Annotated in this window: 23 protein-coding genes; 15 read left to right on the forward strand and 8 right to left on the reverse strand. The window is 69.9% G+C overall.

The features are described 5' to 3' along the window. Positions 1–28: 28 nt before the first annotated feature. The 4 genes from AB0B91_RS27845 (at position 29) to AB0B91_RS27860 (ending at position 5,483) form a co-directional block, all read left to right on the forward strand. Positions 29–1,360: a CHAP domain-containing protein gene (locus tag AB0B91_RS27845; protein ID WP_358325437.1), complete on the forward strand. Its 1,332-nt coding sequence runs from the start codon at positions 29–31 to the stop codon at positions 1,358–1,360. Further along, positions 1,357–2,712 (forward strand): tachylectin-related carbohydrate-binding protein, encoded by a 1,356-nt coding sequence (locus tag AB0B91_RS27850; RefSeq protein WP_358325440.1) that lies wholly within the window; start codon positions 1,357–1,359, stop codon positions 2,710–2,712. Before AB0B91_RS27845 ends, AB0B91_RS27850 begins: the two co-directional genes overlap by 4 nt. 587 nt (positions 2,713–3,299) lie before the next feature. Further along, a complete protein-coding gene (locus AB0B91_RS27855) occupies positions 3,300–5,180 on the forward strand; it encodes an alginate lyase family protein (protein WP_358325442.1) in 1,881 nt (626 codons plus the stop codon). A 162-nt stretch (positions 5,181–5,342) separates the two neighbouring features. After that, positions 5,343–5,483, forward strand: a complete 141-nt coding sequence (locus tag AB0B91_RS27860; protein ID WP_358325443.1) for a hypothetical protein — start codon at positions 5,343–5,345, stop codon at positions 5,481–5,483. 84 nt (positions 5,484–5,567) lie between these two features. Here AB0B91_RS27860 and AB0B91_RS27865 read toward each other — a convergent pair whose 3' ends face one another. From AB0B91_RS27865 to AB0B91_RS27895, 7 genes are all read right to left on the reverse strand, one after another. Beyond that, the gene (locus AB0B91_RS27865) at positions 5,568–6,116 is read right to left on the reverse strand and encodes a 2'-5' RNA ligase family protein (RefSeq protein WP_358325445.1); all 549 of its coding nucleotides are present in this window, start codon (positions 6,114–6,116) and stop codon (positions 5,568–5,570) included. Then, entirely contained in the window at positions 6,113–6,790 is a 678-nt protein-coding gene (locus AB0B91_RS27870) for a type 1 glutamine amidotransferase (RefSeq protein WP_358325447.1), read from the reverse strand. Before AB0B91_RS27870 ends, AB0B91_RS27865 begins: the two co-directional genes overlap by 4 nt. Positions 6,791–6,973: 183 nt before the next feature. Further along, positions 6,974–7,801, reverse strand: coding sequence for a bifunctional 5,10-methylenetetrahydrofolate dehydrogenase/5,10-methenyltetrahydrofolate cyclohydrolase (locus tag AB0B91_RS27875; protein WP_358325449.1), 828 nt, complete (start codon positions 7,799–7,801; stop codon positions 6,974–6,976). A gap of 165 nt (positions 7,802–7,966) precedes the next feature. Beyond that, complete coding sequence (locus AB0B91_RS27880; RefSeq protein WP_358325451.1) at positions 7,967–8,572, reverse strand: cyclodeaminase/cyclohydrolase family protein; 606 nt, start codon at positions 8,570–8,572, stop codon at positions 7,967–7,969. Positions 8,573–8,607: 35 nt separating this feature from the next. Then, positions 8,608–9,048 (reverse strand): hypothetical protein, encoded by a 441-nt coding sequence (locus tag AB0B91_RS27885; RefSeq protein WP_358325453.1) that lies wholly within the window; start codon positions 9,046–9,048, stop codon positions 8,608–8,610. A gap of 89 nt (positions 9,049–9,137) precedes the next feature. Continuing rightward, positions 9,138–10,142: a LacI family DNA-binding transcriptional regulator gene (locus tag AB0B91_RS27890; protein WP_219536206.1), complete on the reverse strand. Its 1,005-nt coding sequence runs from the start codon at positions 10,140–10,142 to the stop codon at positions 9,138–9,140. Further along, positions 10,142–11,485 (reverse strand): rhamnulokinase family protein, encoded by a 1,344-nt coding sequence (locus AB0B91_RS27895; protein WP_358325455.1) that lies wholly within the window; start codon positions 11,483–11,485, stop codon positions 10,142–10,144. The genes AB0B91_RS27890 and AB0B91_RS27895 overlap by 1 nt, the downstream gene beginning before the upstream one ends. A 124-nt stretch (positions 11,486–11,609) precedes the next feature. Here AB0B91_RS27895 and AB0B91_RS27900 point away from each other — a divergent pair, with 124 nt between their 5' ends. The 9 genes from AB0B91_RS27900 (at position 11,610) to AB0B91_RS27940 (ending at position 22,484) form a co-directional block, all read left to right on the forward strand. Beyond that, a complete protein-coding gene (locus AB0B91_RS27900; RefSeq protein WP_358325457.1) occupies positions 11,610–13,106 on the forward strand; it encodes a sugar ABC transporter ATP-binding protein in 1,497 nt (498 codons plus the stop codon). Between the two features lie 28 nt (positions 13,107–13,134). Continuing rightward, positions 13,135–14,166 (forward strand): ABC transporter permease, encoded by a 1,032-nt coding sequence (locus AB0B91_RS27905; protein WP_358325460.1) that lies wholly within the window; start codon positions 13,135–13,137, stop codon positions 14,164–14,166. Then, the gene (locus AB0B91_RS27910) at positions 14,159–15,115 is read left to right on the forward strand and encodes an ABC transporter permease (protein WP_358325463.1); all 957 of its coding nucleotides are present in this window, start codon (positions 14,159–14,161) and stop codon (positions 15,113–15,115) included. Before AB0B91_RS27905 ends, AB0B91_RS27910 begins: the two co-directional genes overlap by 8 nt. Then, positions 15,112–16,182, forward strand: a complete 1,071-nt coding sequence (gene rhaS, locus AB0B91_RS27915) for a rhamnose ABC transporter substrate-binding protein (protein ID WP_358325466.1) — start codon at positions 15,112–15,114, stop codon at positions 16,180–16,182. Before AB0B91_RS27910 ends, rhaS begins: the two co-directional genes overlap by 4 nt. Before the next feature lie 270 nt (positions 16,183–16,452). After that, the gene (locus AB0B91_RS27920; protein ID WP_358325469.1) at positions 16,453–16,764 is read left to right on the forward strand and encodes an L-rhamnose mutarotase; all 312 of its coding nucleotides are present in this window, start codon (positions 16,453–16,455) and stop codon (positions 16,762–16,764) included. A gap of 12 nt (positions 16,765–16,776) precedes the next feature. After that, the gene (gene rhaI / locus AB0B91_RS27925; RefSeq protein ID WP_358325472.1) at positions 16,777–17,922 is read left to right on the forward strand and encodes an L-rhamnose isomerase; all 1,146 of its coding nucleotides are present in this window, start codon (positions 16,777–16,779) and stop codon (positions 17,920–17,922) included. Then, positions 17,922–19,964, forward strand: coding sequence for a bifunctional aldolase/short-chain dehydrogenase (locus tag AB0B91_RS27930; RefSeq protein WP_358325475.1), 2,043 nt, complete (start codon positions 17,922–17,924; stop codon positions 19,962–19,964). Before rhaI ends, AB0B91_RS27930 begins: the two co-directional genes overlap by 1 nt. Before the next feature lie 76 nt (positions 19,965–20,040). Beyond that, on the forward strand, positions 20,041–21,456 hold the full coding sequence (locus tag AB0B91_RS27935; protein WP_358325478.1) for an L-fucose/L-arabinose isomerase family protein: 1,416 nt from the start codon (positions 20,041–20,043) through the stop codon (positions 21,454–21,456). Between the two features lie 74 nt (positions 21,457–21,530). Further along, positions 21,531–22,484 (forward strand): superoxide dismutase, encoded by a 954-nt coding sequence (locus AB0B91_RS27940; protein ID WP_358325481.1) that lies wholly within the window; start codon positions 21,531–21,533, stop codon positions 22,482–22,484. Here the strand turns inward: AB0B91_RS27940 and AB0B91_RS27945 are convergent. Further along, positions 22,449–23,996: a carboxylesterase family protein gene (locus AB0B91_RS27945; RefSeq protein WP_358325484.1), complete on the reverse strand. Its 1,548-nt coding sequence runs from the start codon at positions 23,994–23,996 to the stop codon at positions 22,449–22,451. The two genes, AB0B91_RS27940 and AB0B91_RS27945, sit on opposite strands and share 36 nt — an antisense overlap. On the opposite strand from AB0B91_RS27945, the gene AB0B91_RS27950 reads away from it, so the two are divergent. Together AB0B91_RS27950 and AB0B91_RS27955 are read left to right on the forward strand one after the other, a co-directional pair. Then, positions 23,988–24,212, forward strand: a complete 225-nt coding sequence (locus AB0B91_RS27950) for a hypothetical protein (protein WP_358325487.1) — start codon at positions 23,988–23,990, stop codon at positions 24,210–24,212. The genes AB0B91_RS27945 and AB0B91_RS27950 overlap by 9 nt on opposite strands. Next, complete coding sequence (locus AB0B91_RS27955; protein ID WP_358325490.1) at positions 24,209–25,384, forward strand: hypothetical protein; 1,176 nt, start codon at positions 24,209–24,211, stop codon at positions 25,382–25,384. Before AB0B91_RS27950 ends, AB0B91_RS27955 begins: the two co-directional genes overlap by 4 nt. The last annotated feature ends 94 nt before the right edge of the window (positions 25,385–25,478 follow it).

A 25,478-nucleotide genomic window follows, 5' to 3' on the forward strand; every position in this document is an offset into this window, starting at 1 on the left:
CTGCAGCGCGCCTCTCGATGCTCCGATCATGAAGATTCTCAAGGGTCTCCTAGCGGTGCTCGCCCTCGCTCTCGGCGTGGTCGCCATCTCACCGGCGCCCGCCATGGCGGTGGCGCGTTCGTCGATCGTCTCCGTGGCGCAGGACGAACTCAACAACTCAAGCCGCAACTACCAGACCTCCTCGGAGTGCAACTTCTACACCGGGTACTTCCGTGGCGGCTGGAAGGACACCTCAGGGTGCCCGACCACCGACGGCATCAAGTGGGCGAAGAGCGAATGGTGCGCCGACTTCGCCAAGTACGTCTGGAAGAAGGCCGGTGTCACCTACGCCGACGTACCGGAGACCAGTGGGGGGATCCTCACCGGGTGGGCGCAATCCTTCAGGGAGTACGGCGAGGCGTACGGCACGTGGCACAGCCGTGGCAGCGGCTACACGCCCCAGCCCGGCGACGCGATCGTGTTCGACTGGGACGGCGGCGGCATCGACCACGTCGGCCTCGTGACCTCCGCGAACTCCAGCACGGTCTATACGATCGAGGGCAACACCGACGGCGGCCACACCAGAGCCCACTCCCGCCCCCGCTCCAGTTCCGACATCGTCGGCTACAGCGAGCCCGTCGGCGCGACGAGTCGGCCGAGCGGTCGGGTGTCGGTTTACGGGGTGCTGGCGGATGGGAGCCTCACCTACACCGCCCTCGATGCCGCTACCGGCAACCGCACTCATGGTGCCATCCACGGCGCCCCCCTGCCCTTCACTCCCAAGGCTCTGGCCACCCTCGACTTCAACACCGTTCTCATCACCGACACCACCGGCAAGCTCTACCGCATCAACGTGATCTCCAACAGCGGAGACACCCTCGTCCACAACCCGCCGGTCCCGCTCGCCACCGGCTGGACGCACGACCTGCTGGCCTTTGACAGCACCTACCTGTACGGCATCGCCGACGGCACCCTGCGCCGCTACACCCTCAACGCCACCGACACCCTCACCGCAGCCGGCATCACCAACAACACCCTCATCGGCGAGGGCTTCACCCTGAAAACCCTCACCGCCACCGGCACAAAGTGGATCCTCGGCACCACTACAGGCGGCGCCCTCATCAGCTACCGCATCAACGGCGCCGGCTCCTGGGACCGCTACCAACTACGCGACACCACCTGGCAAGTCTTCGACCACCTGCTGTCTCCCGGCGCCGGCCTCTACTACGGCCACCGCCCCGAAGGATCCCTCCACGCCTATCTCGACGCCAACCCCTACGACGGCCAAGGCGACGACCTCAGCGGCCAGGTCCCCATCGACACCGAAGGCTGGACCCAAACCCTCCTGTCCGCCCAGCCCAACACCGTGACCAGCTCGTGAACGGGCGACTCCGCGCGTTCCTGTCGCAGGCTGCCGTTGCGGCCACGGCCGTGATCTCCTTGTGCGCCATCGCCTCCCCCTCGGCCGCGGCCCTCGATCCGGAGCCGGAGGTGAGCGCGTCTGACGTCACCGCCGCCTACCAACTCGCCGCGTGCGATCCCGGCGGCACGACATCGACCGACGCGGCCCTGGCTACCCAGCTCAACCAGACCCTCGACGACAAGATGCGCGGCTACATGTCCGCATACCGCGTGTCCTGCGCCCGCATGGTGATCAAGGCCGTGCACGACCGCGGGCTGGAGCCGCGGGCGGCCGTCATCGCGGTGACCACGACCATCGTGGAGACCAGCATCCAGAACATCAGCGAGGAAGTCGACCACGACAGCCTGGGACTTTTCCAGCAGCGCGCCACCTGGGGAAGCAAGTCCCAGCGGCTCGACCCGACATGGGCCACCAACGCCTTCCTCAACAAGATGCTCCGGGAATACCCGAACAACAACTGGCGGACCGCGCCGATCGGCGACGTGTGCCAGAGCGTCCAGGGGTCCGCCTATCCCGACCGCTACCAGGTCCAGGCCGGTGACGCGCAGCTCATCGTCAACGCCATCTGGCCCTATGTCAGCGGGCCGAAGGGGGCCGCGCCGGTGTACGGGGTGCTGCCGAGCGGGCTGCTGACGTATACGGAGATCGACGCGGCAACCGCGAAGCGTACCCGTGGCGCCGAGCTCTCGACCGTCCCCCTGGGGTTCAAGCCCAAGGCGATGGCCACGCTTGACTACAACACTTTGCTGATCACCCAGGACGACTCCGGCGGCAAGCTGTATCGGGTTGACATCATCTCCAACCGGGGCACCGTCACGTTTGACCCACCGGTATTGCTCGGCACCGGCTGGACCCACGACCTGCTGGCCTATGACGGCAAGAGCCACCTGTACGGCATCGCCGACGGCGTGCTACGCCGCTACAACCTCACCAAAACGAAGCCAACCCTGGCCGACATCACCGGCAACACCCTCATCGGCAGCGGCTTCACTTTGAAGACACTCACGACGACCGGGCCGGACTGGATTCTCGGCACCACCGCCGCCGGACAACTGATCTCCTACAAGATCAACGGTGCCGACTCCTGGCAGCGTTACCAGCTGCGCGACGCCACCTGGCAAGTCTTCGATCATCTGCTCTCACCGGGCGGAGGCGTCTACTACGGCCACCGCCCCGAGGGATCCCTGCACGGCTACGTCGACGCCAACCCCTACGACGGCCGAGGCGACGACCTCAGCGGCCAGGTCCCCATCGACACCGACGGCTGGACCCAGACCCTCCTGTCCGCCCAACCAGGAACTGTCAGCTGAGACGCATGATGGGCCCCGGCGCCGACCGGGGTCCATCACAGGCCGCCCTCGCAATGTCATCCGCCTGAAATTCGTCGACATATTTTGATGGATTCCCCTGCGCCGCGGCGGCAGCCGTTTGCGGTGCGGCGAACTCCACGCGCTGCGCGAAAGTGACGACATACCGCCGACATACCAGGCTGAACTACCATCGCTCCGCATCCGCAGAGGCGCACGAGCCGGGTCGGTGCTCCTGAAAATCGGCACGGCCGGCCCTGGCGCTTCGCAAGACTGCCGCTTCCGCCGTTGGTCAGGTGCAGCCGTCGCAGGGAGAAGTGATTACAAGCATGCGTGAGGGTGGTCTGCGATGGTCTGAAGGGGCTGCCCCGGGCCATCGAGCCGTTCTGGCGGCAAGCCGTGGTTGCGGATCGGTGTGCCGGCGCCGGGATGCCATGATCAAGGCGCTCATGAGCTTGGCCCAGGTGCCAGGGCCGCGAACGCCGGCCACTCGCTGGAAAGCCTGCTTCGAGCGTCTGGCTCCGACTACCCCGTAAAAGCCCCGGCTACGCCGTTCTCTGTCCAGTCAGGTCCCTTTGGGAAGGAATCCCGTGCGTTTCGCTCGTCCTGTTGCTGCCGCCATGCTCGTGGCCGCCGCGTTAGCTGTCCCGCAACCCGCGCAGGCTGCTGTGTTCAAGCATCCTGGGGTCCTGGTCAGCCGGGCTCAGCTCGACTTCGTCAGAGCCAACCTGGGCAAGGAGCCGTGGCGAGCCGCCTGGAGTAAACTGCAACGCCACTCCTACGCCTCGCTGTCCTACACGGCCAAGCCCCGCGCCGACGTGAACTGCGGCGGGAATTCCATTCCCGACAACGGCTGCTCCGACGAGCGTGAGGACGCCATGGCGGCCTACACGCACGCCCTGCAGTGGTATCTGACCAAGGACTCCCGCTACGCCAAGAAGGCGATCCAGATCATGGACGCCTGGTCAGCTGTGATCACCAAGCACACCGGGAGCAACGCACCGCTGCAGACCGGCTGGGCGGGGGCCAACTTCTCCCGCGCCGCCGAACTCATCAAACACACCTACGGCGGCTGGAGCCAGGCCGCCCGCTTCGCCGGCAAGCTGCGCACCGTGTACCTCCCGACCCTGATCGCCGGGCGGCCGGACAACAACGGCAACTGGGAACTGATCATGACCGATGCCGCCATTGGCATCGCCGTGCACCTGGACGACCGGGCCTCGTTCGACCGGGCGGTCGCGACCTGGCGCGGCAGGCTGCCTGCCTACATCTACCTGAAGACGGACGGCTCGCTGCCCAAGGCGCCGCCGGGCAGCAAGTACAACACCAAGGCCGAGATCATCGACTACTGGTACGGGCAGACCACGTTCGTAGACGGCCTGACCCAGGAGACGTGCCGCGACTTCTGGCACACCGGTTGGGGCCTGGCGGCCATCTCCCACGTCGCCGAGACGGCCCGCATCCAGGGGGTGGACCTGTACGCCAAGGCCAAGCACCGGCTGCGGTTCGCGATGGACTTCCACGCCAAACTGCAACTGGGCGGTACGGTCCCGTCGTGGTTGTGCAAGGGAAAGGTCACCCGCGACCTCGGGGACCACTTCGAGGTCGGCTACAACGCCCTGCACCACGGACTCGGCTACGACATGCCGTACGCCAAGCAGTGGATCGAGCAGAAGCGCCCCGCCGGGGCGTCGCACTTCCTGGGCTGGGAGACCCTCACCCACGCGCAGAACCCCGCCACCTCCTCCGTGGAGAGCGCCTCGGTTTACGGGGCGATGCCGGACGGGAAATTGACCTACACCGCCATTGATGCTGCTACCGGACAGCGCACGCGTGGCGCCTTCGTGTCCACGACCACCCTGGGTTTCACTCCCAAGGCGATGGCGACGCTGGACTTCAATACCCTCCTGGTCACCGAGAAGGGGCCGGAGGGCCGGCTTTACCGGGTCGATATCCAGAGCAATCGTGACAGCCTCATCTTCGAGAAGCCCGTCTATCTCGGCAGCGGCTTCACCCACGACCTGCTCGCCTACGACGGCAACGGCTACCTGTTCGGCATCGCCGACGGGACCCTGCGCCGCTACACCGTCAATGCGCTCAAGCCCACGATCGACAACATCAGCGGCGGCACCCTCATCGGCGGCGGCTTCACCCTCAAGACCCTGACCGCGACCGGCCCTGGCTGGATTCTCGGCACAACGGCTGATGGCAAGCTGATCTCTTACCAGATCAACGGTCCCGACTCTTATAAGAGGTACCAGCTTCGCGACGCCACCTGGCAGGTCTTCGACCATCTCCTGTCGCCCGGCGGCGGCGTCTACTACGGCCACCGGAGCGACGGCTCCCTCCACCGCTACGCCGACCAGAACCCCTACGACGGCCAGGGCGACGACCTCAGCAGCCAGAGCGCCGTCGGCACCGAAGGCTGGACCCAAACCCTTCTGTCCGCCCAACCCGCCACCGTCAGCTGACCGAACAACCGCCGGCCGCTGGAGGACCCCGCGTACCTTCCGAGGTCCTCCAGCATGGCCCTCGATGCCTGACTCCCCAGTGGCGGCCTGCGATCGGCATCGCCGCTGGTCGTTGGATGGGACCTGGGTTCGGATCCTCGATGAGCTGCGGGGCGGGGTGCGATGAGACCGAAGGCGAGGGCTGGACGGAGGACGACGTTCGCCCGGAACGCGATCTTCAGCATGGACCGGCCTGCCGAGTTCAACCGCGTCCTGTCCTTGACGAAGAACGCGGTCGACCTCCTGCGCATCACCCCGGCTTAACCGTGGGGCAGGGCCTGCCGGCCGGGTCTCCGGACAGGATCGTGTCGGCCTCGGGCTCGGTCAGCACGCCCGCGTCCAGCAGGCCTAGCGAGGCGAGCCCGCCGCCGTCAACGGGAAATCCTCGACCACCTGCCAGACCGTGCCGTCGTACGCCACCAGCTGGACCGCCCCCACCCGCGCCGTGACCGGCAGCCCTCGCTCGATCGCCGTCCCCGCCTCGTCGAGGGCGGCGCCGTCGTTCTCGTACCCGATCGAAAGGTGTGGCATTACCGTTTCGTACTTGCCTCCGTACGGCCGGGCCTCGGGCCAGCGCCCGGTCACCGCGTGCGTGAGCTGGACGAACGGCTCACCGGGCACCGGCTCCAGATACAGCAACTCGGGCAGCCGCCCACACCTGGCGAACACCACCTCGAAAGGCGCATACCCGGCGAAGAGCCCGGCCAGCGCCTCCCGGTCCACCGCGTCGAGCGGCAGGAACGGGTACATAACCGTCACATGCGCCGGCACCCCGTACGCGGCGGACGGGTCGAGCGCGGTCCGCCACCGGCCCACGACCGGCTCGGCCTCCGGGATCGGCACCACCAGCGCCGTGAGCCCGGTCGGATAGCGGCCCGTTCCCTGAGCCTGGCTCATGCGAGTTTGGCGAAGCGGGTGGCCACCTCGCGCCAGATCGGCGTCGACACCGGCTCATCGGCCACCGCCCGCGCATAGACCTCGTCCGGGTCGAAGCCGTCGACCCGCCACTCGCGGATGCGCACCGGCAGCACCTCCGGATGGAACTGCACGCCCCACGCCTGCTCCCCGACCCGGAACGCTTGGTACGGGCAGGCGGTGGTCTGCGCCAGCCAGACCGCCCCCGGCGGCAAAGCGGTGACCGCGTCGACGTGGTGCTCGATGGCGGGCACCACCTCAGGCAGGCTGTGGAAGAGCGCGTCGTCGGCGGCTTCGGGCCGCAGCGTCACGGGGAGGCTGCCGTTCTCCGGAGCGCCCGCGTCGGGGGTCACCTCGCCGCCCGCGACCTCGGCCAGCATCTGACCGCCCAGGCAGATGCCGAACAGCGGCACGCCCTCGTCCAGCGCCTGCGCGACCAGGCTCCTGGCCGTGGCCAGCCACGGCGCACGGTCGTCGTCGCTCGGCAGGAAGCCGCCGCCCAGCATGATCATGGCAGCGTGCGACAGCCGGGCGGGCAGCGGGGCGCCGTCGTAGGCGGGTACGACGTCCAGCCGCAGCCCGGCCTCCTCCAACCAGCCGCCCAGGCGGCCGGGGCCACCGCTCCTGCTGTTCTGCACGATCAGCACATCACGCATCGACACCCTCCAGCGTCGCTATCTCGGTCGTCCGGTACGTCACGCATTGGACGTCTTCTGGGGTCGTCTGGTACGTCACGCATCAACGCTCTCTGGGGCCGATGAGTCGACGTCCTCCAGGGCGCAGTTCCGCGCTGACCAGCACGCCACCTTCCGGTGTCGGCATTTCGGTCGTCCGCCCGCTCACATCAGGTCCGCCGCCTGGGCGGTGTGTCGCAGCAGGAGTGCGGTCGTCACCGGGCCGACGCCGCCCGGTACCGGCGTGAGTGCCCCGGCTCGGTCCGTGACCGCGGCGGAGTCCACGTCGCCGGCCAGGCCTCCGTCCTCGGTCGGGTTGGTGCCGACGTCGATGACGACCGCGCCGGGCGCCACGTGCTCGGCGCCGATCAGCCCGGCCCGTCCCACGGCCGCGATCAACACCTCGGCCGTGGACGTGACGGCCGCCAGGTCGCGGGTGCGCGAGTGGCAGACGGTCACTGTCGCGTTCCGGTCGAGCAGGAGGTGCGCCAGGGGCTTGCCGACCACGGTCGAACGGCCGACGATCACGGCCCGGCGGCCCTCCAGCTCGACTCCGTAATGGTCGAGCAGCGCCAGCACGGCGGCCGCGGTGGCCGGGGCGAACGCGGGCAGCCCGGCGGCCAGGCGGCCCAGGGACAGCGGGTTCGCGCCGTCCACGTCCTTGGCCGGGTCGATGGCGGCGGACAGCTCCTGCGCCGACGCGTCCGGGGGGAGCGGGGTCTGCAGCATCACGCCGTGTACGCCCGGGTCGGCGCTGAGCCGTTCGAGCGTTTCCCGGATGCCGGTGGCCGTGGCGCCGGGGCCCAGGTCGGCGAGGTCGCAGGCGATGCCCACGCCTGAGGCGGCCTTGGCGATCGACCGTACGTACCACAGGCTCGCCTCATCGGCGGTCGCGACCACGACGGCCAGCTTCGGCTGCGGCCCGGCCGCCACCCGCGCCGCCGTCTCCGCCCTGATGGCGGCGGCCAGTTCCTTACCCGTCAGCGTCTTCACACGTCGATCCTCTCGTACGCCCCTGCAGCCCCGTGACCATCCCCCCGCTCAACAGGGCGGCGCGCATGGGGACGGCGCGTGCCCAAGGCCGCGCACTCGGGTGGTGCGCGGTGGGGTGGTGCTCCTGGCGCGCGTCCTGGTGGCGTACCCCTGGGAGGTGGGCGGTCACGGGGTGAGGCGTTCGCGGACGGTGGCCGTCACCTGGTCCGCTCTGGCGACTGTGGCGTCCACGTGGGCGAGGCGGGCCTGGAGCGCGGCGCGGGACTTTTCGTCCTTGATGCCGTTCAGGTTGATCTCGACGTTCACCCGTGCGGTCGTGAGGGCCGCGCGTGCCGCGTCGGCGGCCGCCGCCACGTCCGTGATCACGTTGGGGTTGCCGATCGGCAGCAGCAGCTCGCAGAGCTCGACCAGGCGCGTGGCCGTCTCGACGACCCTGGCGGGCGGTTCGGCCGCGCCGACGAGGGCCGAGGCGATCGCCGCGCTGCGTTCCGGGCCCTTCGGCAGGCGGTAGGCGTCCGTCACCGCGGTGAAGGCCACCGCGTCCTCCTCCAGCAGCCGCAGCGCCCGTGCGCGCATCGTGTCGGTCTCGGCGATCAGCGCGACGATGGCCTCGGCGTGGTCGGTGTACTTCTCCCCGGTGGTGTAGCGGGCGACCATGCCGAGCAACGCGGCGGCCTGTGCCGCGTGCAGCGCCGCGGTGGCCCCGCCGCCCGGCGCTGGTACGTGGGCGGCGAGCTGGGCGAGGAAATCGACGATCCTGGAGTCGCGCATGGCGGCATTCTGCCAGGCCACGACCGCACCGACGGTCAATCGCGGTGGATCGGCCGGGTCGCGTCCTCAGGTCCCTGATAAGGCGGGATCACTCCGTACGTGGGCCCGGCCGGGAGGGCGCGCGGGGCCGGCGACCGCCAGCGGGACGGGAAGGCCGAGCACACCAGCAGCATCACGCCGAACATCAGCAGCAGCCCGGTGTAGGCCAAGGTCAGGAACCCGGACCACAGTTCGTCGCCGAACAAGCGGTCGGGGATCAGACGAAGTCCGCTTATCTCCAGGAACGGCAGGATGCCGAACGCGGTGAACTCCAGCCCGCCCACCAGCGAGGCGACGGGTGACAGCCGCGAGCCGAGCAGGAACGCGAGCAGGATCCCCGTGACGAGGAGCACCCCGAGCCCGGTCCAGGAGAGGATGAACTGCTGGTAGCTACGACTGACCTGATCGACGCCGTAGAACAGTCCGACGGCGATCAACGGAGGGAGGAGCAGTCCAGCGACCACCCCGAGCGCATGACGGGCACCATTTTGCATGATCAACCCCGTTTGTCGGTTTGCGCCACAACCTACCGCGTGGACTCCCGCACGACGAGATCCGGTTGGAACATGATCTGCTGGTGCGCGTGCGTCGCCGGGTTATCGCACTCGTCGAGCAGCAGCTCGGTGGCCACCCGGCCGAGCTGGTACGTGGGCTGCCGGATCGAGGTCAGCGACACCGTGGAGGCCGAGGCGAAGTCGATGTCGTCGTACCCGATCAGCGACACGTCGTCGGGCACCCGTACGCCCGCCTGGAGCAGGCCGCGCAGCATGCCGAGCGCGAGCAGGTCGTTGGCGCAGAACAGCGCGTCCGGCAGCGTCCCCTCGGCGAGCAGTCTCTCGGCCGCCTGCTGGCCCGCCTTCGCCGTCATGGCGGGCATCGCGACCTCGAGCAGTTCGCGCGGGTCGCGGCCGCCCGCGGCCATCGCCTGCTCGGCGCCGCGCCTGCGGTCCTGGCACTGTCTGATCACGGCGGGTCCCGTGACGTAGCCGAGGCTGCCCGCGCCGCCCTCCAGCAGGTGCGCGACGGCCATCGAGCCGCCGGTCACGTCGTTCACGGCGACCGCGCACTGGTCGGAGCGCTCGGCCGGATGGTCGACGAGCACCACGCAGATGCCGCGCCCCCGAAGTTGGTCGAGCCGGCCCGGGTCCTCGTCCGACGGGGTGATGAGCACGCCGCGCACCCGCTGTTCGGCGAACACCAGCAGGTTGCGCTCCTCCTTCATCCGGCTGCCCGAGGAGTTGCCGAGGATGACGGCGTAGCCGCGCTCGCTCGCCACGTCCTCCACCCCGGCGGCCACGTCGGTGAAGAACGGGTTGCCGATGTCGATCACGGACAGCCCGACGGTGCGGCTGTGGCCGGCCCGCAGGGTCGACGCGGAGCCGTGCCTGACGAAGCCGAGCTCCCTGATCGTCGATTCGACGCGGATCCGGGTGGAGTCGGCCACTTTCTCCGGACGGTTGAGCACGTTGGACACCGTGCCGGGCGACACCCCGGCCCGGGCCGCGACGTCCTTGATGCTCACCGTCGTCATCATTGCCCCCGTGGCTCGTAGGTGCGCAGGCTCTCGCTTCGTCGTACCAGATCCCGCATGTCGGCCAGGTCACCGACCACGCCGCGGGCCCGCGCCTGGACCAGCGCGTTGCCCAGGGCGGCCGCCTCCACGGGCCCCGCGACGACCGGCAGGCCGGTCGCGTCGGCGGTGAGCTGGCACAGCAACGCGTTACGCGATCCGCCGCCCACCAGGTGGACGACCTCGACCGGCCGCCCGCTCAGGCGGACGGCGTCGGCGACGGCCCGCTGGTAGGCGAGGGCGAGGCTCTGCAGGATGCATCGTACGGCCTGCGCCCTACCCTCCGGAGCCGTCTGCCCGGTACGCGCGCAGTAGTCCGCGATCCGGGCGGGCATGTCACCCGGCGGCAGGAACGACGGATCGTCGGGATCGATGACGGCGTCGGTCCTGGCCTCCGCGGCGGCGGTGAGCAACGGCTCCAGCGGCGGGTTGTCCCACACGCGCATGCACTCCTGCAGGATCCACAGGCCCATGACGTTGCGCAGGTAGCGGGTGGTGCCGTCGATGCCGGCCTCGTTGGTGAAGTTGGCCAGGCGGCTCTCCTCCGTGAGCACGGGGGCGGGCAGCTCGACGCCGACCAGGGACCAGGTGCCGCAGGAGATGTAGGCGAAGCGGTCGCCGGTGGCGGGCACGCCGACCACGGCCGAGGCGGTGTCGTGCGAGCCCACCTGGGCCAGGGAGGTGGTGTAGCCGATCTCGGCGGCCACGTCGGACCGCAGGGCCGCGACGCTGCCATCCGAAATTTCGGGAAAAATCCGGCTTGGCAGCCCGAGGCGGGCGATCAGCTCCCAGGCCCAGTCCCGCTTGGTGACGTCGTACAGACCGGTCGTCGAGGCGTTGGTGCGCTCGGCCCAGCGCTCGCCGGTCAGCCAGTACCCCAGGAGGTCGGGGATCAGCAGCATCGTCTCGGCCCGGTCCAGCCGGTCGCAGGCGAGCTGGTTGACCGTGTTGAACCGCAGGAACTGCAGCCCGGTCACCTCATAGGGATCGATCCGCTCGGTGATCTTCTCGGTGCGGCCGTCGCGGTAGTGCACCGGGTTGCCGATCAGCGCGCCGTCGCGGTCGAGCAGCCCGTAGTCGATGGCCCACGCGTCGATGCCGACCGACTCGGCGGGCCCGGCCCTGCGCAGCCCGTCGAGCAGGCCCTGGTAGAGGGAGAGGATGTCCCAGTGCAGGGTTCCGGCCACGCGTACGGGCCGGTTGAGGAAGCGATGTTCCTCCACGAGCCGCACGCTGTCGGCTGACACGTCGGCACTCATGACCCGCCCGCTGGAGGCGCCTAGGTCCACGGCAGTGAATCGCACCCCCCGATTAAAACGTAACAATCACAAAGACGCCAGAAGAGGCGTGAAGGCATTGACGCCTGCTGGTCCAGCGCTTAGATTCCGGGTTCGTCGCGATTAAAACGTTTGTTGTCCGGAGGGATGCATGAGTGTCACCCCCACACTCGCGCTCGCGAACGTCAGCAAGTCGTTCGGAGCGGTCAGAGCGCTGCGCGAGGTCTCACTGGACCTGTTCGCCGGTGAGGCGCACGCCCTGGCGGGCGAGAACGGCGCGGGCAAGTCGACTCTCGTCAAGACCCTCGCCGGCGTCCACCGGCCCGACACCGGCCAGGTGCTGCTGAACGGCGAGCCGGTCGTCTTCGCGGGACCGGCCGACGCCCAGCAGGCCGGGGTGGCCGTCATCTACCAGGAACCGACGCTTTTTCCGGACCTGTCCGTCGCCGAGAACATCTTCATGGGCCGTCAGCCCCGCCGCGGCCTCGGCCGCATCGACCGCAAGGCGATGCACGGCCAGGCGCGGGAGCTGTTCGAGCGGCTCGGCGTCGCCCTCGACCCCGAGCAGCCGTCGCGCGGCCTGTCCATCGCCGACCAGCAGCTCGTCGAGATCGCCAAGGCCCTCTCCCGCGACGCCCGCGTCCTGATCATGGACGAGCCGACGGCCGCGCTGTCCGGCAACGAGGTGGCGCGGCTGTTCTCGGTGGTCGAGGCGCTGCGCGAGCACGGCTGCGCGATCCTGTTCATCTCGCACCGGCTGGACGAGATCTTCTCGCTCTGCCAGCGGGTCACGACGCTGCGCGACGGCGCCTGGATCGCCAGTGAACCCGTCTCGGGGCTCACCCACGACGACCTGGTACGCCGCATGGTGGGCCGCGAGCTCGGCGCGCTCTACCCCAAGGAGGAGGCCCCGCTCGGCGAGGTCGCGCTCCAGGTGGAGCGGCTGACCCGCGAGGGCGTCTTCACCGACGTCTCCTTCCAGGTACGGCGGGGCGAGATCGTCGCGCTCGCCGGGCTGGTGGGCGCCGGGCGGAGCGAGGTGGCCAGGGCGGTCTTCGGCGTGGACCGCTGGGACGCGGGCTCGGTGTCCGTGGACGGCCGGCGGCTGCCCGCCGGGAGCCCGACGGCGGCGATGGGCGCGGGCCTGGCCCTGGTGCCGGAGGACCGCCGCCAGCAGGGGCTGGTCATGGAGCTGTCGATCGAGCGCAACATCGGCCTGACCGGGCTGGGCTCGCTGCGCAGGGGCGTGACGATCTCGCGGAAGGCCGAGCGCGACCGGGCCAAGGACTGGGCGGTGCGGTTGCGGCTGAAGTTCGCCCGGCTCAGTGACGGGGTGGGCGTGCTGTCCGGCGGCAACCAGCAGAAGGTCGTGCTGGCCAAGTGGCTGGCCACGAAGCCGTCCGTGCTGATCGTGGACGAGCCGACCCGCGGCATCGACGTCGGCACCAAGGCGGAGGTGCACCGGCTGCTGTCGGAACTGGCCGGGCAGGGCATCGCGGTGCTCATGATCTCCTCCGACCTGCCGGAGGTGCTGGGCATGGCCGACCGGGTGCTGGTCATGCACGAGGGACGGCTGACCGCCGAGATCTCGCGCGCCGACGCGACCGAGGAGAGCGTGATGAACGCCGCCACCGGGAGGGCCGCATGACTGGGATCCGCATGACTGGGGAAGCCGCGTGACGACTGCGACCGCGCCGCCCGAGCAGACGACGTCGGCGCGCAGTGCCCGCGGGCTCGTCGACCTGGTGTTCCGCGCCCGCGAGCTGAGCCTGGTCATCGCGCTGGCCGCGCTCGTCGGCGTCACGGCCAGCGTCAACGGCAACTTCCTGTCCGGGCAGGGCATCGAGGACATCCTGCTCAACACCGCCATCCTCGCGCTGCTGGCCGTCGGCCAGTCCCTGGTGGTGATCACCCGCAACCTCGACCTGTCCGTCGGCTCCGTGGTCGGCCTGGTCGCCTTCGTGACCGGCGACCTGCTGGCGAGCGGCTGGGGCATCGTGCCGGGCGCCCTGCTCGGCGTGGCGATCGGCGCGGCCTGCGGGCTGCTCAACGGGCTGCTGGTCAGCTTCTGCCGGGTGCCCGCCCTGGTGGTGACGCTCGGCACGCTGTACGTGATCCAGGGCGTCGACCACTACATCGCCCACGGCCGGCAGATCAACGCGGTCAACCTGCCGCCGGGGCTGCTGTCGCTGGGCAACGGCTCCGTGCTCGGCGTGCCGTACCTGCCGCTCATCACGCTGGTGATCATGGTGGCGATCGGCTACTACCTGCGGTCGTACCCGAGCGGCCGGGAGTTCTACGCCATCGGCTCCAGCCCGGAGGCCGCCCGGCTGGCGGGCGTGCCCGTCAGACGGCGGATCCTGGTCGCCTACCTGGTCAGCGGCTGCCTCGCGGGACTGGCGGGGGTGCTCTGGCTGGCCAGGTTCGGGACGGTCATCGCCGACTCCGCGCACGGCTGGGAGCTGCTCGTGGTCAGCGCGGTCGTGGTCGGCGGCGTCGCGATCACCGGCGGCGTCGGCAGCGTGTACGGCGCCGCGCTCGGCGCGCTGCTGCTCACCACGATCGGCAGCGCGCTGGTCGTGCTCCGGGTCAACCCGTTCTGGCAGCAGGCCATCACCGGGGCGCTGCTCCTGCTGGCCATCAGCGTCGACCGGGTGCTCGCCCTCAGACTGGCCCGTCTGCTCAGGAACAGGAGCCGCCATGGCTAAGGCCTTGCGCTGGGACGTGCTGGTCGGCGCGCTGCTGATCGCCGTGTTCGCCGCGGGCTCGCTCACCTCGCCGAGCTTCGCGACCGTCGACAACCTGTCGTTCGCGCTCGGCGACCTGGGCGAGATCGCGCTCATCGCGCTGGCCATGACCATGCTGGTCGTGGCCGCCGAGGTGGACCTGTCCGTCGCCTCCGTGCTGGGGCTGTCGAGCGCGCTGGTCGGCTCGCTCTGGGACAGTGGCATGGCCATCGAGACGATCATCCCGCTCGCCGTGCTGACCGGGGCCGTGTGCGGGCTGGTCAACGGGTTGCTGGTGACCCGGCTCGGGCTGCCCTCGCTGGCCGTCACGATCGGCACGCTCGCCCTCTACCGCGGCCTCGCCTACGTCGTGCTCGGGGACCGGGCGATCGCCCAGTTCCCGCCGGACTACACCGCGCTCGCCCTGAACGACGTGCCGGGGACGCCCGTCCCGTACCCGATAGCCCTGTTCGTCCTGCTGGCCGCCGTCGTCGGCGTGGTCCTGCACGCCACCGGCTTCGGCCGGGCGCTGTACGCGATCGGCGCGCAGGAGCAGGCCGCGTTCTTCGCCGGGATCCGCGTCAAGCGCATCAAACTGCTGCTCTTCGTGATCTCCGGTACCGTCGCCGGCTTCGCCGGCGTCGTCTTCACGCTGAGGTACGGCTCCGCCCGGGCCGACAACGGCGTGGGCATCGAACTCGCCGTCATCGCCGCCGTGCTCCTCGGCGGCGTCGACTTCGACGGCGGCAAGGGCACGCTCGGTGGCGTCATCGCCGGTGTGCTGCTCATCGGGCTGCTGCGCAATCTGCTCATGCTCGGCGACGTCTCGACCGAGATCCAGTCCATCGTCACCGGGCTGCTCCTCATCGTCTCGGTGCTCACCCCCCGTCTCGTCTCGCTCGTCAGGCCAGCTCTGAAAGGATCCCCATGACCCCGATGCGCCTGACCGCTGTGACCGCGCTCCTAGCTCTTGGCGTAGCGGCTTGCGGCGGCACGACCAAGTCCAGTGTGACCTCGGCGCCCGCGCCGGCGCCCGCCTCCTCGTCGGCCGCCAAGGCCGACCCGAACGCCCCGATCAAGCAGGGACTGAAGCTCGCCTTCCTGCCCAAGGCGATCAACAACCCCTACGAGACGATCGTCGACAACGCGGGCATCGAGGCGGCCAAGGAGTACCAGGGCGAGGCCAAGGAGGTCGGCCCGTCCGACGCGTCGGCCTCGTCGCAGATCTCCTACATCAACACGCTCACCCAGCAGGGCCACGACGCGATCCTCATCGCCGCCAACGACGCGAACGCCGTCTGCGGGCCGCTCCAGCAGGCCCGCGCCAAGGGCATCAAGATCGTCGCGTACGACTCGGACGCCGCTCCGGAGTGCCGCGACCTGTTCATCAACCAGGCCAGCTCGGAGGAGGTCGGCCGCAGCCAGGTCAAGCTGCTGGCCGGGATGATCGGCAACAAGGGCGACATCGCCATCCTGTCGGCCACCGCGAACGCCACGAACCAGAACACCTGGATCAAGTTCATGAAGGACGAGCTGGCCAAGCCCGAGTACAAGGACATGAAGCTCGTCAAGGTGGCCTACGGCGACGACGACGACCAGAAGTCGTTCACCCAGACGCAGGGCCTGATGCAGGCCTATCCCGACCTGAAGGGGATCATCTCCCCGACCACGGTGGGCATCTCGGCGGCGGCCCGGTACATCTCCGGCTCCAAGTACAAGGGCAAGGTCGTGCTCACCGGGCTTGGGACGCCGAACCAGATGCGGCAGTTCGTCAAGGACAAGACGGTGGCGAAGTTCGCGCTGTGGAACCCGAAGGACCTCGGCTACCTGGCCTCCTACGCCGCCGCGGCGCTGGTGTCGGGGCAGATCACGGGGGCTGAGGGGGAGACGTTCAAGGCGGGCAAGCTGGGCGAGCGCACGATCGGCAAGCAGGGCGAGGTGATCCTGGGTCCGCCGTTCACCTTCGACGCGGCGAACATAGACCAATTCGATTATTAAACAAGCTCTTGTTTTTTACGGCACGGCCAAGTGGGCCCCAACCGCCGACCAGGGCTGGCCCCTGTCCAGGGGCACGCTCCTCCGGTGGAGGTGGCTGGGCGCCGTGACGTGCGCAGTCTTGGCCGTGTTCCGTGAACCAGGTTCGGCGCCGTCAGGGGCGCCGGATCCGGCCGCACATCGTCCCGCCGACGCGGCGCCTGAGAGGCGCCTGGAGGGGCGTCTGGAGGGGCGTCTGGCGAGTGGTGGTGGGTCTATTGAGAGGAGGTTGGTGTGGAGCGGGTTTGTTTTCTGTTGCGGGTGCGGCCCGAGCGGCTTGAGGAGTACAAGGAGCGGCACCGGGCCGTGTGGCCCGAGATGCTCGATGCGCTGACGAAGACCGGGTGGCGTAACTACTCGCTGTTCCTGAGCGATGACGGGCTGCTGGTGGGCTACCTGGAGACCGATGACTTCGCGGCGGCTCAGCAGGCGATGGCCGAGACCGAGATCAACAGCCGCTGGCAGGCGGAGATGGCTCCCTTCTTCGAGGCCGGGCGGCCCGACGAGGCGCTGTTCACGCTGGCCGAAGTTTTCCATCTGGATTGAAATCGGGGAAAAATGATCAAGGATCAGCTGCGGCAGCAGCGCATAGAGACGCCCTCCTGGGCGTACGGCAATTCCGGCACACGGTTCAAGGTGTTCGCCCAGCAGGGCGTGCCGCGCGACCCGTACGAGAAGCTGGCCGACGCGGCGCAGGTGCACCGCTACACCGGCGTCGCGCCGACCGTGGCGCTGCACATCCCGTGGGACAAGGTCGATGACTATGAGGACCTCGCGCGGCACGCGACCGAGCAGGGCGTGACCATCGGGGCGATCAACTCCAACGTGTTCCAGGACAACGACTACATGCTCGGCAGCGTCACCCACCCCGATCCCGAGGTGCGGCGCAAGGCGCTGCGGCACCTGCTCGACTGCGTCGACATCATGGACGCCACCGGGTCGGACACGCTCAAGCTGTGGTTCTCCGACGGCACCAACTACCCGGGCCAGGACGACATCAGGGCCCGCCAGGACCGGCTCGCCGAAGCGCTCGCCGCGGTCTACGAGCGGCTCGGCGAGGAGCAGCGGTTCCTGCTGGAGTACAAGCTGTTCGAGCCCGCCTTCTACATGACCGACCTGCCCGACTGGGGCACCGCCTACGCGCACTGCCTCAAGCTCGGCCCGAAGGCGCAGGTCGTGGTCGACACCGGGCACCACGCGCCGGGCACCAACATCGAGTTCATCGTGGCGTTCCTGCTGCGTGAAGGGAAGCTCGGCGGGTTCGACTTCAACTCGCGCTTCTACGCCGACGACGACCTGATGGTGGGCGCGGCCGACCCGTTCCAGTTGTTCCGCATCATGTTCGAGGTCATCGGCGGCGGTGGGTACACCCACGAGACGGCCTTCATGCTCGATCAGTGCCACAACATCGAGCCCAAGATCCCCGGTCAGATCCGCTCGGTGATGAACGTGCAGGAGGCCACCGCCAAGGCGCTGCTCGTCGACCGCGACGCGCTGGCCGTCGCCCAGCGGGAGGGCGACGTGCTGGGCGCCAACGCCGTGCTGATGGACGCCTACAACACCGATGTCCGCCCGCTGCTCGGTGAGCTGCGGGAGGAGATGGGGCTCGCGCCCGACCCGATGGCGGCCTACGCCAAGTCCGGATACTTCGAGAAGATCGCCGCCGACCGCGTCGGTGGCAACCAGGCAGGCTGGGGGGCCTGATGTCGAACGCCAAGAACGAACTGCTCGAAAGAGCGCACACGCTCGGCTCCGATCCGCGCAACACCAACTACGCGGGCGGCAACGCCTCCGCCAAGGGCACCGAGAACGACCCGGTGACGGGCCAGGACGTCGAGCTGCTCTGGGTGAAGGGCTCCGGCGGCGACCTGGGCACGCTCACCGCCGGCGGCCTGGCCGTCCTGCGCCTGGACCGGTTCAGGGCGCTGACCGGCGTCTACCCGGGCGAGGAGCGCGAGGACGAGATGGTGGCGGCCTTCGACTTCTGCCTGCACGGCAAGGGCGGCGCCGCACCGTCGATCGACACCGCCATGCACGCCCTGGTCGAGTCCGCCCACGTCGACCACCTCCACCCCGACTCCGGCATCGCGATCGCCACCGCCGCCGACGGCCCCGAGCTGACCGCGCGGATCTTCGGCGACCGGGTCGTCTGGGTGCCGTGGCGGCGCCCCGGCTTCCAGCTCGGCCTCGACATCTCCGCGATCAAGGCGGCGAACCCGCAGGCCATCGGCTGCATCCTCGGCGGCCACGGCATCACCGCCTGGGGCGAGACGAGCGCCGAGTGCCAGGCGAACTCCCTGGAGATCATCCGTACCGCCGAGCAGTACATCGCCGACCATGGCCGCCCTGACCCGTTCGGCCCGGTCGTCCACGAACCCCTGGCCGAGGAGGCCAGGCACCGCCGCGCGGCCGAGCTCTTCCCCGCGATCCGCGGCCTGGCGAGCACCGACGCCCGTCAGGTCGGCCACTACACCGACTCGCCCGAGGTGCTCGACTTCCTGGCCCGCGCCGAGCACCCCAGGCTCGCCGCGCTCGGCACCTCCTGTCCCGACCACTTCCTGCGTACCAAGGTCGCCCCCCTCGTCCTGGACCTGCCGCCGGACGCCCCACTCGCGGACGTCCTGACCCGGCTCGGCGAGCTGCACACCCAGTACCGCGCGGACTACGCCGCCTACTACCAGCGCCACGCGGCGCCCGACTCGCCCGCGATGCGCGGCGCCGACCCGGCGATCGTGCTGGTGCCCGGGGTCGGCATGTTCAGCTTTGGCAAGGACAAGCAGACCGCGCGGGTCGCCGGTGAGTTCTACGTCAACGCGATCAACGTGATGCGCGGCGCCGAGGCGCTGTCCAGCTACCGGCCGATCGAGGAGTCGGAGAAGTTCCGCATCGAGTACTGGGAGCTGGAGGAGGCCAAGCTGCGCCGCCTGCCCGCGCCCAAGCCGCTGGCCGGGCGCATCGCGCTGGTCACCGGCGGCGGCTCCGGCATCGGCGCCGCCACCGCCAGGCGGCTGGCCGCCGAGGGCGCGTGCGTGGTGGTCGCCGACCGCGACCTCGCCGCCGCCGACAAGGTCGCCGCCGAACTGGGTGGCGCCGCGTACCGGCCGCAGGACGTCGCGATCGCCGTACGCGTGGACGTGACGTCCGAGGAGCAGATCACCGACGCGATACGGCAGGCGGTGCTCGCCTTCGGCGGCGTCGACCTGGTCGTCAACAACGCTGGCCTGTCCCTGTCGCGCTCGCTGCTGGAGACCACGCTCGACGACTGGAACCTGCAGCACGACGTGATGGCCCGCGGCTCCTTCCTGGTCTCCAGGGAGGCCGCGCGGGTCCTGCTGAGCCAGGGCATGGGCGGCGACCTCGTCTACATCTCCTCCAAGAACGCCGTGTTCGCCGGGCCGAACAACGTCGCCTACGGCGCGGCCAAGGCCGACCAGGCCCACCAGGTGCGGCTCCTCGCGGCCGAACTGGGCCCGCACGGCATCCGGGTCAACGGCGTCAACCCCGACGGCGTCGTACGCGGCTCCGGGATCTTCGCCTCCGGCTGGGGCGCCAACCGGGCGGCCGTCTACGGGGTCGAGGAGGAGCGCCTGGGCGAGTTCTACGCCCAGCGCACGCTGCTCAAGCAGGAGGTGCTGCCGGAGCACGTGGCCGCGGCCGTGTTCGCGCTCGCCGGCGGTGACCTGTCGCTGACCACCGGGCTGCACATCCCGGTCGACGCCGGAGTGGCCGCCGCCTTCCTCCGCTGACCCACGTACCCTCCCAAAAGGCTTCAGCCGGCAACGGCGGGACACCTCACCCGCAACCGAAGAGGAGATCAAAGACATGACGCTCGAACGGATCCCCGCCCGTCCCACCCGGGTCGGGCTCGTCGCGGGCGGGCTCGGCGCGTACTGGCCGCAGTTCCCCGACCTGCTGCCGCAACTGGAGCGTTCGTCGGCGCGAGTGTCCGAACGCATGGGCACACTCGGCTGCGAAGTGGTCGACGTCGGCTTCATCTCCGACGCCCAGCAGGGCGCGGCCGCCGCGGAACGGCTGCGGGAGGCGGGCTGCGACCTGATCGTCGGCTTCCTCACCACCTACATGACCGCCACCATGCTGCTCCCGATCGCGCAGCGCAGCGGCGCGCCGGTGCTGTTGATCAACCTGCAGCCGTCGGAGTCGATGGATCACGAGACGTTCGACACCGGGCAGTGGCTGGCCTACTGCGGCGCGTGCCCGCTGCCGGAGATGGCCAACACGTTCACCAGGGCCGGGATCCCGTTCCGTTCCGTGTCCGGCTACCTGGAGGACGAGCGGGCCTGGGCGCGGATCGAGCGGTGGGTGAAGGCGGCGGGCGTGCGGGCCACGCTGCGCGACGGGCGGCACGGGCTCATGGGCCACCTGTACCCGGGCATGCTCGACGTCGCCACCGACCTCACGCTGGTGCCGGTCAACCTGGGCGGGCACGTGGAGGTGCTGGAGTTCGACGACCTGCGCGTACGGGTCGAGAAGGTCACCGACGCCCAGGTCAAGGAGCGGATGGAGCTCGCGCGGGAGGTGTTCGAGCTGGCCGACACGGTCGTGCCCGAGGACTTCGAGTGGGCGGCGCGCGTGTCGGCCGGGCTGGACCAGCTGGTGGCCGACTTCGAGCTCGACAGCCTGGCCTACTACCACCGCGGGCTCGACGGCGAGATCCACGAACGGCTCGGCGCGGGCATGATCCTCGGCTCGTCGCTGCTCACCGCCCGGGGCGTCCCGGCGGCGGGGGAGTACGAGCTGCGGACCTCGCTGGCCATGCTGATCATGGATCGGCTGGGCGGCGGCGGCTCCTTCACCGAGCTGCAGGCGCTCGACTTCCTGCGCGGTCATGTCGAGATGGGCCACGACGGGCCGGCCCACCTGGCGATCAGCTCGCGCAAGCCGCTGCTGCGCGGCCTGGGCGTCTTCCACGGCAAGCGCGGGTGGGGCGTGTCGGTCGAGTTCGACGTCGCGCACGGACCGGTGACGGCGTTCGGGCTGCTCCAGCGGCGGGACGGCCGGTTCGGCTTCGTCGTGTCGGAGGGGGAGACCGTGGACGGCCCGCACCTCAAGATCGGTAACACGACCTCCCGCGTGGACTTCGGCCGCGATCCGGGGGAGTGGACGGACGACTGGAGCGCCACCGGCATCTCCCACCACTGGTCCCTCGGCATCGGGCACCGGGCCGCCGAGCTGCGTGCCCTGGCGGACCTCATGGGGGTGGAGCTGATCGAGGTCTGACAGTTTCTCAGAGGTGCCTGTGAACCTGCCCTTTGGGCCTTTGCCCGGCTCGGGGGCGGGGCATCGTGGGGCGCATGAGATCAGCGATCCTCACGACCGCACTCTGCGCCCTCCTCGCTTTGTCTGGTACGCCCGCGCAGGCCACCACTTCGCCGGAGACGATCGCGCTCCCCAACGGCTTCCGGCCGGAGGGGATAGCGATCGGCAGCCGGCCCGTGGCCTACCTCGGCTCCCTGGCGAACGGCGACATCTACCGCGCCGACCTGCGCACCGGACAGGGCGCCGTCGTCAGCAAGGGCCCCGGCACCCCCTCGGTCGGCCTCAAGCTCGACTCGCGGAACCGTCTGTTCGTAGCCGGTGGCACCGCCGGGACCGCCCGGGTGATCGACGCCCGCACCGGAGCGGTGCTCAAGTCGTACACGCTGGCCACCGGGGCGTCGTTCGTCAACGACGTCGTGGTCACCCGAGACGCGGCCTGGTTCACCGACTCCACCAACCCGGTCCTGTACAAGCTGGCACTCGGCCGCCACGGCGCGCTGCCCGACCAGGCCGTCTCGGTCCCGCTCACCGGCGCCATCCAGTACACGACCGGCAACAACGCCAACGGCATCGCCCCGACCCCCGACCGCAAGGGCCTGCTCATCGTCCAGTCCAACGTCGGCAAGCTGTTCAGGGCCGACCCCGCCACCGGCGTCACCACGGAGGTGAACCTGGGCGGCGAGTCCCTGGTCAACGGCGACGGCCTGCTGCTGGACGGCCGGACGCTGTACGCGGTGCAGAACCGGCTCAACACCGTGGCCGTCATCCGGCTCAACGCCGACGGCACCTCCGGTCAGGTCGTGAACCGGCTGACGGACCCGCGCTTCGACGTCCCCACCACCGTGGCGTCGTTCGGCAACCGGCTCTACCTGCCCAACGCCCGCTTCACCACGACCCCGACCCCCGACACGCCGTACTCGGTGAACGCGATCCCGGCACCGAGTTTTTCAGGTTCACGTGAGGCCGTCGAGGTGCCACCAGGTTCCTGATGGCCAGGTGCGGCCGTCCCAGGCGCGGCGCTCGATCGGGCGCGGATCGGGCTCGACCCGGCTCCGGCCGGAGTCGAAGATCATGGTCTGGCGGTGTCCGGTGTCGTAGGGCGTCCAGCCGGGCGTGTCACCCAGGGCGAAGCGTCCCCAGGTGTCGTGCAGTTCCGCCGACAGCGCCCGGTCGGCGGCGTCGGTGAGCGGGACCGACCGCCAGATCATCGGGCCGTCCGCGCCGTGCCCGCCGCGCAGCAGCCTGCCCAGGTGCGTCGTGGCGGGCACCCCGGCAAAGGGCCCGTCGTAGCGGGAGCGCCACACCGGGGCGTGCCGCGCCTGCGCCTCGGCCAGCCGGGTGGTGGGGATGCCGTACCGCTCGTCCCCGAGGACGGCCAGGCCGAGCGCGGTGTCGTCGAGCTCCGGCCGGCTCTCGCGGTACGCGGCCAGCATCGTGTCCGCCTCCTCGGCCCCGAACAGCTCGGCCAGCACCCGCGGCGCCTGCGCGGCCGTACTGCCGTCCATCATCTGGAAGGTGCCGCCCTCGTTCCCGCAGGTCTGCGCGAGCAGCGGGATGCCGGCGGCGGCACCCGCGGCGATGGCGTCGATGGGCCGCCCCGACAGCACGGTCCCGTCGATGACCGGCCGCCAGACCCAGAGCGCCCGCACCCCGGTGGCGATGGCGTCCTGCGCCGCGACCATCTCGGCGGCGGGCACCTCGCGCACCCGGTCGGCACCCACGCCGAGCTCCCGCAGGAACCGCCCGGCCACCGCCTTGGCCTGCGCCTCGGTGGCCACATGATCACCACCGCCGCTGCTGGACGCGGCCCGGTGGATCAGCCCGCGGGTGAGCGGGGTGGCCAGCAGATTGGCCACACTCTTGGCCCCGGCCGACAACCCGTACAAGGTCACCCGCTCAGGATCCCCGCCGAACACGGCGATGTTCTCCCGCACCCACCGCAACGCCTGAACCTGATCGAGCAGCCCCGACACCCCGGAGGAGTCGCCGATGTCGAGGAACCCCAGGCTGCCCAGCCGGTAGTTGAAGCTCACCACCACAAGATCATGACTGCGCACGAAATTTCCGCCGTCGCCGTACATGTCAACACCACTGCCGGTGAGATAACCACCCCCATGCACCCAGACCAGCACCGGCCGCAGCCGCCCGTCGGGGGGAGGCGCCGCCACGTTCACATACAGGCAGTCCTCATCCATGACCGGCGCCGGCAGGCCCGGCAGGACGGACTGCATGGCCGCCTTCCCCGGCTCAGTGGCATCCCGCACGCCCCGCCAGGGCGCCGGAGGCTGCGGCGGCCGCAACCGGAGCTCGCCAACGGGGGGAGCGGCATAGGGGATCCCCTGCCAGCTGAGTACATCCCCGAGATCGACACCACGGACCGTACCGGCACGAGTCACAACATTGGTCACACCGACCTTCATAGCAGGAGGACCCGGGTAAGGTGATGATCTTCGGCTGGCGCGAGCCGCCGGAGCCCTCAAAGGCATACGCCCATGAAGCATTTCGACCAGACACCCGCCGGTCTTCACCTCGACGCGGAGCTGAAGGCCCTGGCCACCACCTTCCGCGGCATGACCGCTCGTCCCGACGAGCACAACTGCGAGTGCCACTGGGGCAGCGCCGAAGACTGGCTGGTCCGCCACGCCCCCGCGCGTCTGCGCGCCGGCCGTTCCTGCAACCCCGCCGATCCATGCGCAGGTGGTATATACGGGGGATGAACGAGCCGGACGCTGACGTGGTTCAGCCGGCGATGCTCGTACGTCCCGTCGATCCCACCCGCTACGGCGGCGTGGTCCGGCCGGACAAGACCGTGCGGTGGGCGGTGGACGAGCTCGAGCTGGTCAGGCGGATGCGTGGACGATCCCCGGACACGTGGCGCTCGCCGACCGCCTTACCCGAGTCGCTGGACCAACTCGCCAAGTGGCTGACCGAGCTGGGATGGGACGATCTCGCCTGTTTGGCGCGCCGGGAGGAACTGGCGGTCTATCGGACCTTGTCCGCCGACCAACCGGGCTCGTTCGGCGACAGGATCGTCCACGCCTTGGCCGCGTTACGCCTCAGCCTCATGGACTGCAAGCGGTATGAGGAAGCACTCGAGGTTGTCGAGGAGCTCCTGCGGCTGTCCGAAACCAACCGATCCGCGCAGGCGAAGGCCTCGGATGCGCGCTCCTGGCGGACGCTGCTCCTCGCCAGGCTCGGCCGCGACCAGGAGGCGGTGGAGTCCGCGGCAGAGGTGGTAACCGAGATCCGCGGCCGGCTGCAGCACGCTGGGGCCCGATCGGCCGGCTTCGAGCTCATCCACGCGCTGACGGCCTATGCGGATCGCCTGGACAAGGTCGGCCGTGTCGCCGAAGCCGTGGAGGTGAGCGCCGAGGTCATGGCGGCTTGGTGGCGACAGCCCGACTCGACGGTTCAGTTCCTCCTGGCGCTGGACCTGTGCAGCGAGCGGCTCGTCCGGAGCGGGCAGACCGAACAGGCGCGCGCCTGCATCGTCGAGGCGATGCGGAAGATGCGGCGCCGCAAGCGTGACACCGACCAGGCAAGGGTCTGGCACAACCTCGGCGTCCGCCTGCTCGCGCTGGAGGTGCCGGAATCAGCGCTGACCGCCGTCGAGGAAGCGGCACAGCTCTACCGCGACAGGGCGCGCGCTCATCAGGAGCGGCACCGGAGCCTGCTGGCGAACGACGACTGGGACGACGATCAGCGCTACTCCGAGGCGTACCTGCGCAAGCGGCGACATGAGGAGCTGAGGTCCTCGCGGAAGGAGGTCCGCCGAGCCGAGCAGGCCCTGCACGACGCCCTGCTCACCCTGAGTGCCTGCCTGCGACGGCTCGACCGCGTCGACGAGGCGGTGGCGGCCGACGCCGAAGCCGCCATCCTCCCCGGCTAAGGGCACTACTCCCGGAGTCGTAGTCCGGTCGGTCGTTGATCCCGAGGTGGTAGCGGCAGATGACTCCGCCTGTACGACGCCCCTGAGCAGTCGC

This window comes from Nonomuraea sp. NPDC049141 (assembly GCF_040648415.1).
In the GTDB taxonomy this organism is placed as follows: domain Bacteria; phylum Actinomycetota; class Actinomycetes; order Streptosporangiales; family Streptosporangiaceae; genus Nonomuraea.

What these genes read in the sequence shown, in the direction of transcription:
- AB0B91_RS27890 (WP_219536206.1), bottom strand. Translation starts at nt 10,142, where the DNA reads ATGACGACGGTGAGCATCAAGGACGTCGCGGCCCGGGCCGGGGTGTCG.
- AB0B91_RS27880 (WP_358325451.1), bottom strand. Translation starts at nt 8,572, where the DNA reads ATGCGCGACTCCAGGATCGTCGATTTCCTCGCCCAGCTCGCCGCCCAC.
- AB0B91_RS27940 (WP_358325481.1), top strand. Translation starts at nt 21,531, where the DNA reads ATGAGATCAGCGATCCTCACGACCGCACTCTGCGCCCTCCTCGCTTTG.
- AB0B91_RS27955 (WP_358325490.1), top strand. Translation starts at nt 24,209, where the DNA reads ATGAACGAGCCGGACGCTGACGTGGTTCAGCCGGCGATGCTCGTACGT.
- AB0B91_RS27860 (WP_358325443.1), top strand. Translation starts at nt 5,343, where the DNA reads ATGAGACCGAAGGCGAGGGCTGGACGGAGGACGACGTTCGCCCGGAAC.
- AB0B91_RS27865 (WP_358325445.1), bottom strand. Translation starts at nt 6,116, where the DNA reads ATGAGCCAGGCTCAGGGAACGGGCCGCTATCCGACCGGGCTCACGGCG.
- AB0B91_RS27910 (WP_358325463.1), top strand. Translation starts at nt 14,159, where the DNA reads ATGGCTAAGGCCTTGCGCTGGGACGTGCTGGTCGGCGCGCTGCTGATC.
- AB0B91_RS27945 (WP_358325484.1), bottom strand. Translation starts at nt 23,996, where the DNA reads ATGCTTCATGGGCGTATGCCTTTGAGGGCTCCGGCGGCTCGCGCCAGC.
- rhaI (WP_358325472.1), top strand. Translation starts at nt 16,777, where the DNA reads ATGATCAAGGATCAGCTGCGGCAGCAGCGCATAGAGACGCCCTCCTGG.
- AB0B91_RS27845 (WP_358325437.1), top strand. Translation starts at nt 29, where the DNA reads ATGAAGATTCTCAAGGGTCTCCTAGCGGTGCTCGCCCTCGCTCTCGGC.
- AB0B91_RS27900 (WP_358325457.1), top strand. Translation starts at nt 11,610, where the DNA reads ATGAGTGTCACCCCCACACTCGCGCTCGCGAACGTCAGCAAGTCGTTC.
- AB0B91_RS27930 (WP_358325475.1), top strand. Translation starts at nt 17,922, where the DNA reads ATGTCGAACGCCAAGAACGAACTGCTCGAAAGAGCGCACACGCTCGGC.
- AB0B91_RS27870 (WP_358325447.1), bottom strand. Translation starts at nt 6,790, where the DNA reads ATGCGTGATGTGCTGATCGTGCAGAACAGCAGGAGCGGTGGCCCCGGC.
- rhaS (WP_358325466.1), top strand. Translation starts at nt 15,112, where the DNA reads ATGACCCCGATGCGCCTGACCGCTGTGACCGCGCTCCTAGCTCTTGGC.
- AB0B91_RS27935 (WP_358325478.1), top strand. Translation starts at nt 20,041, where the DNA reads ATGACGCTCGAACGGATCCCCGCCCGTCCCACCCGGGTCGGGCTCGTC.
- AB0B91_RS27950 (WP_358325487.1), top strand. Translation starts at nt 23,988, where the DNA reads ATGAAGCATTTCGACCAGACACCCGCCGGTCTTCACCTCGACGCGGAG.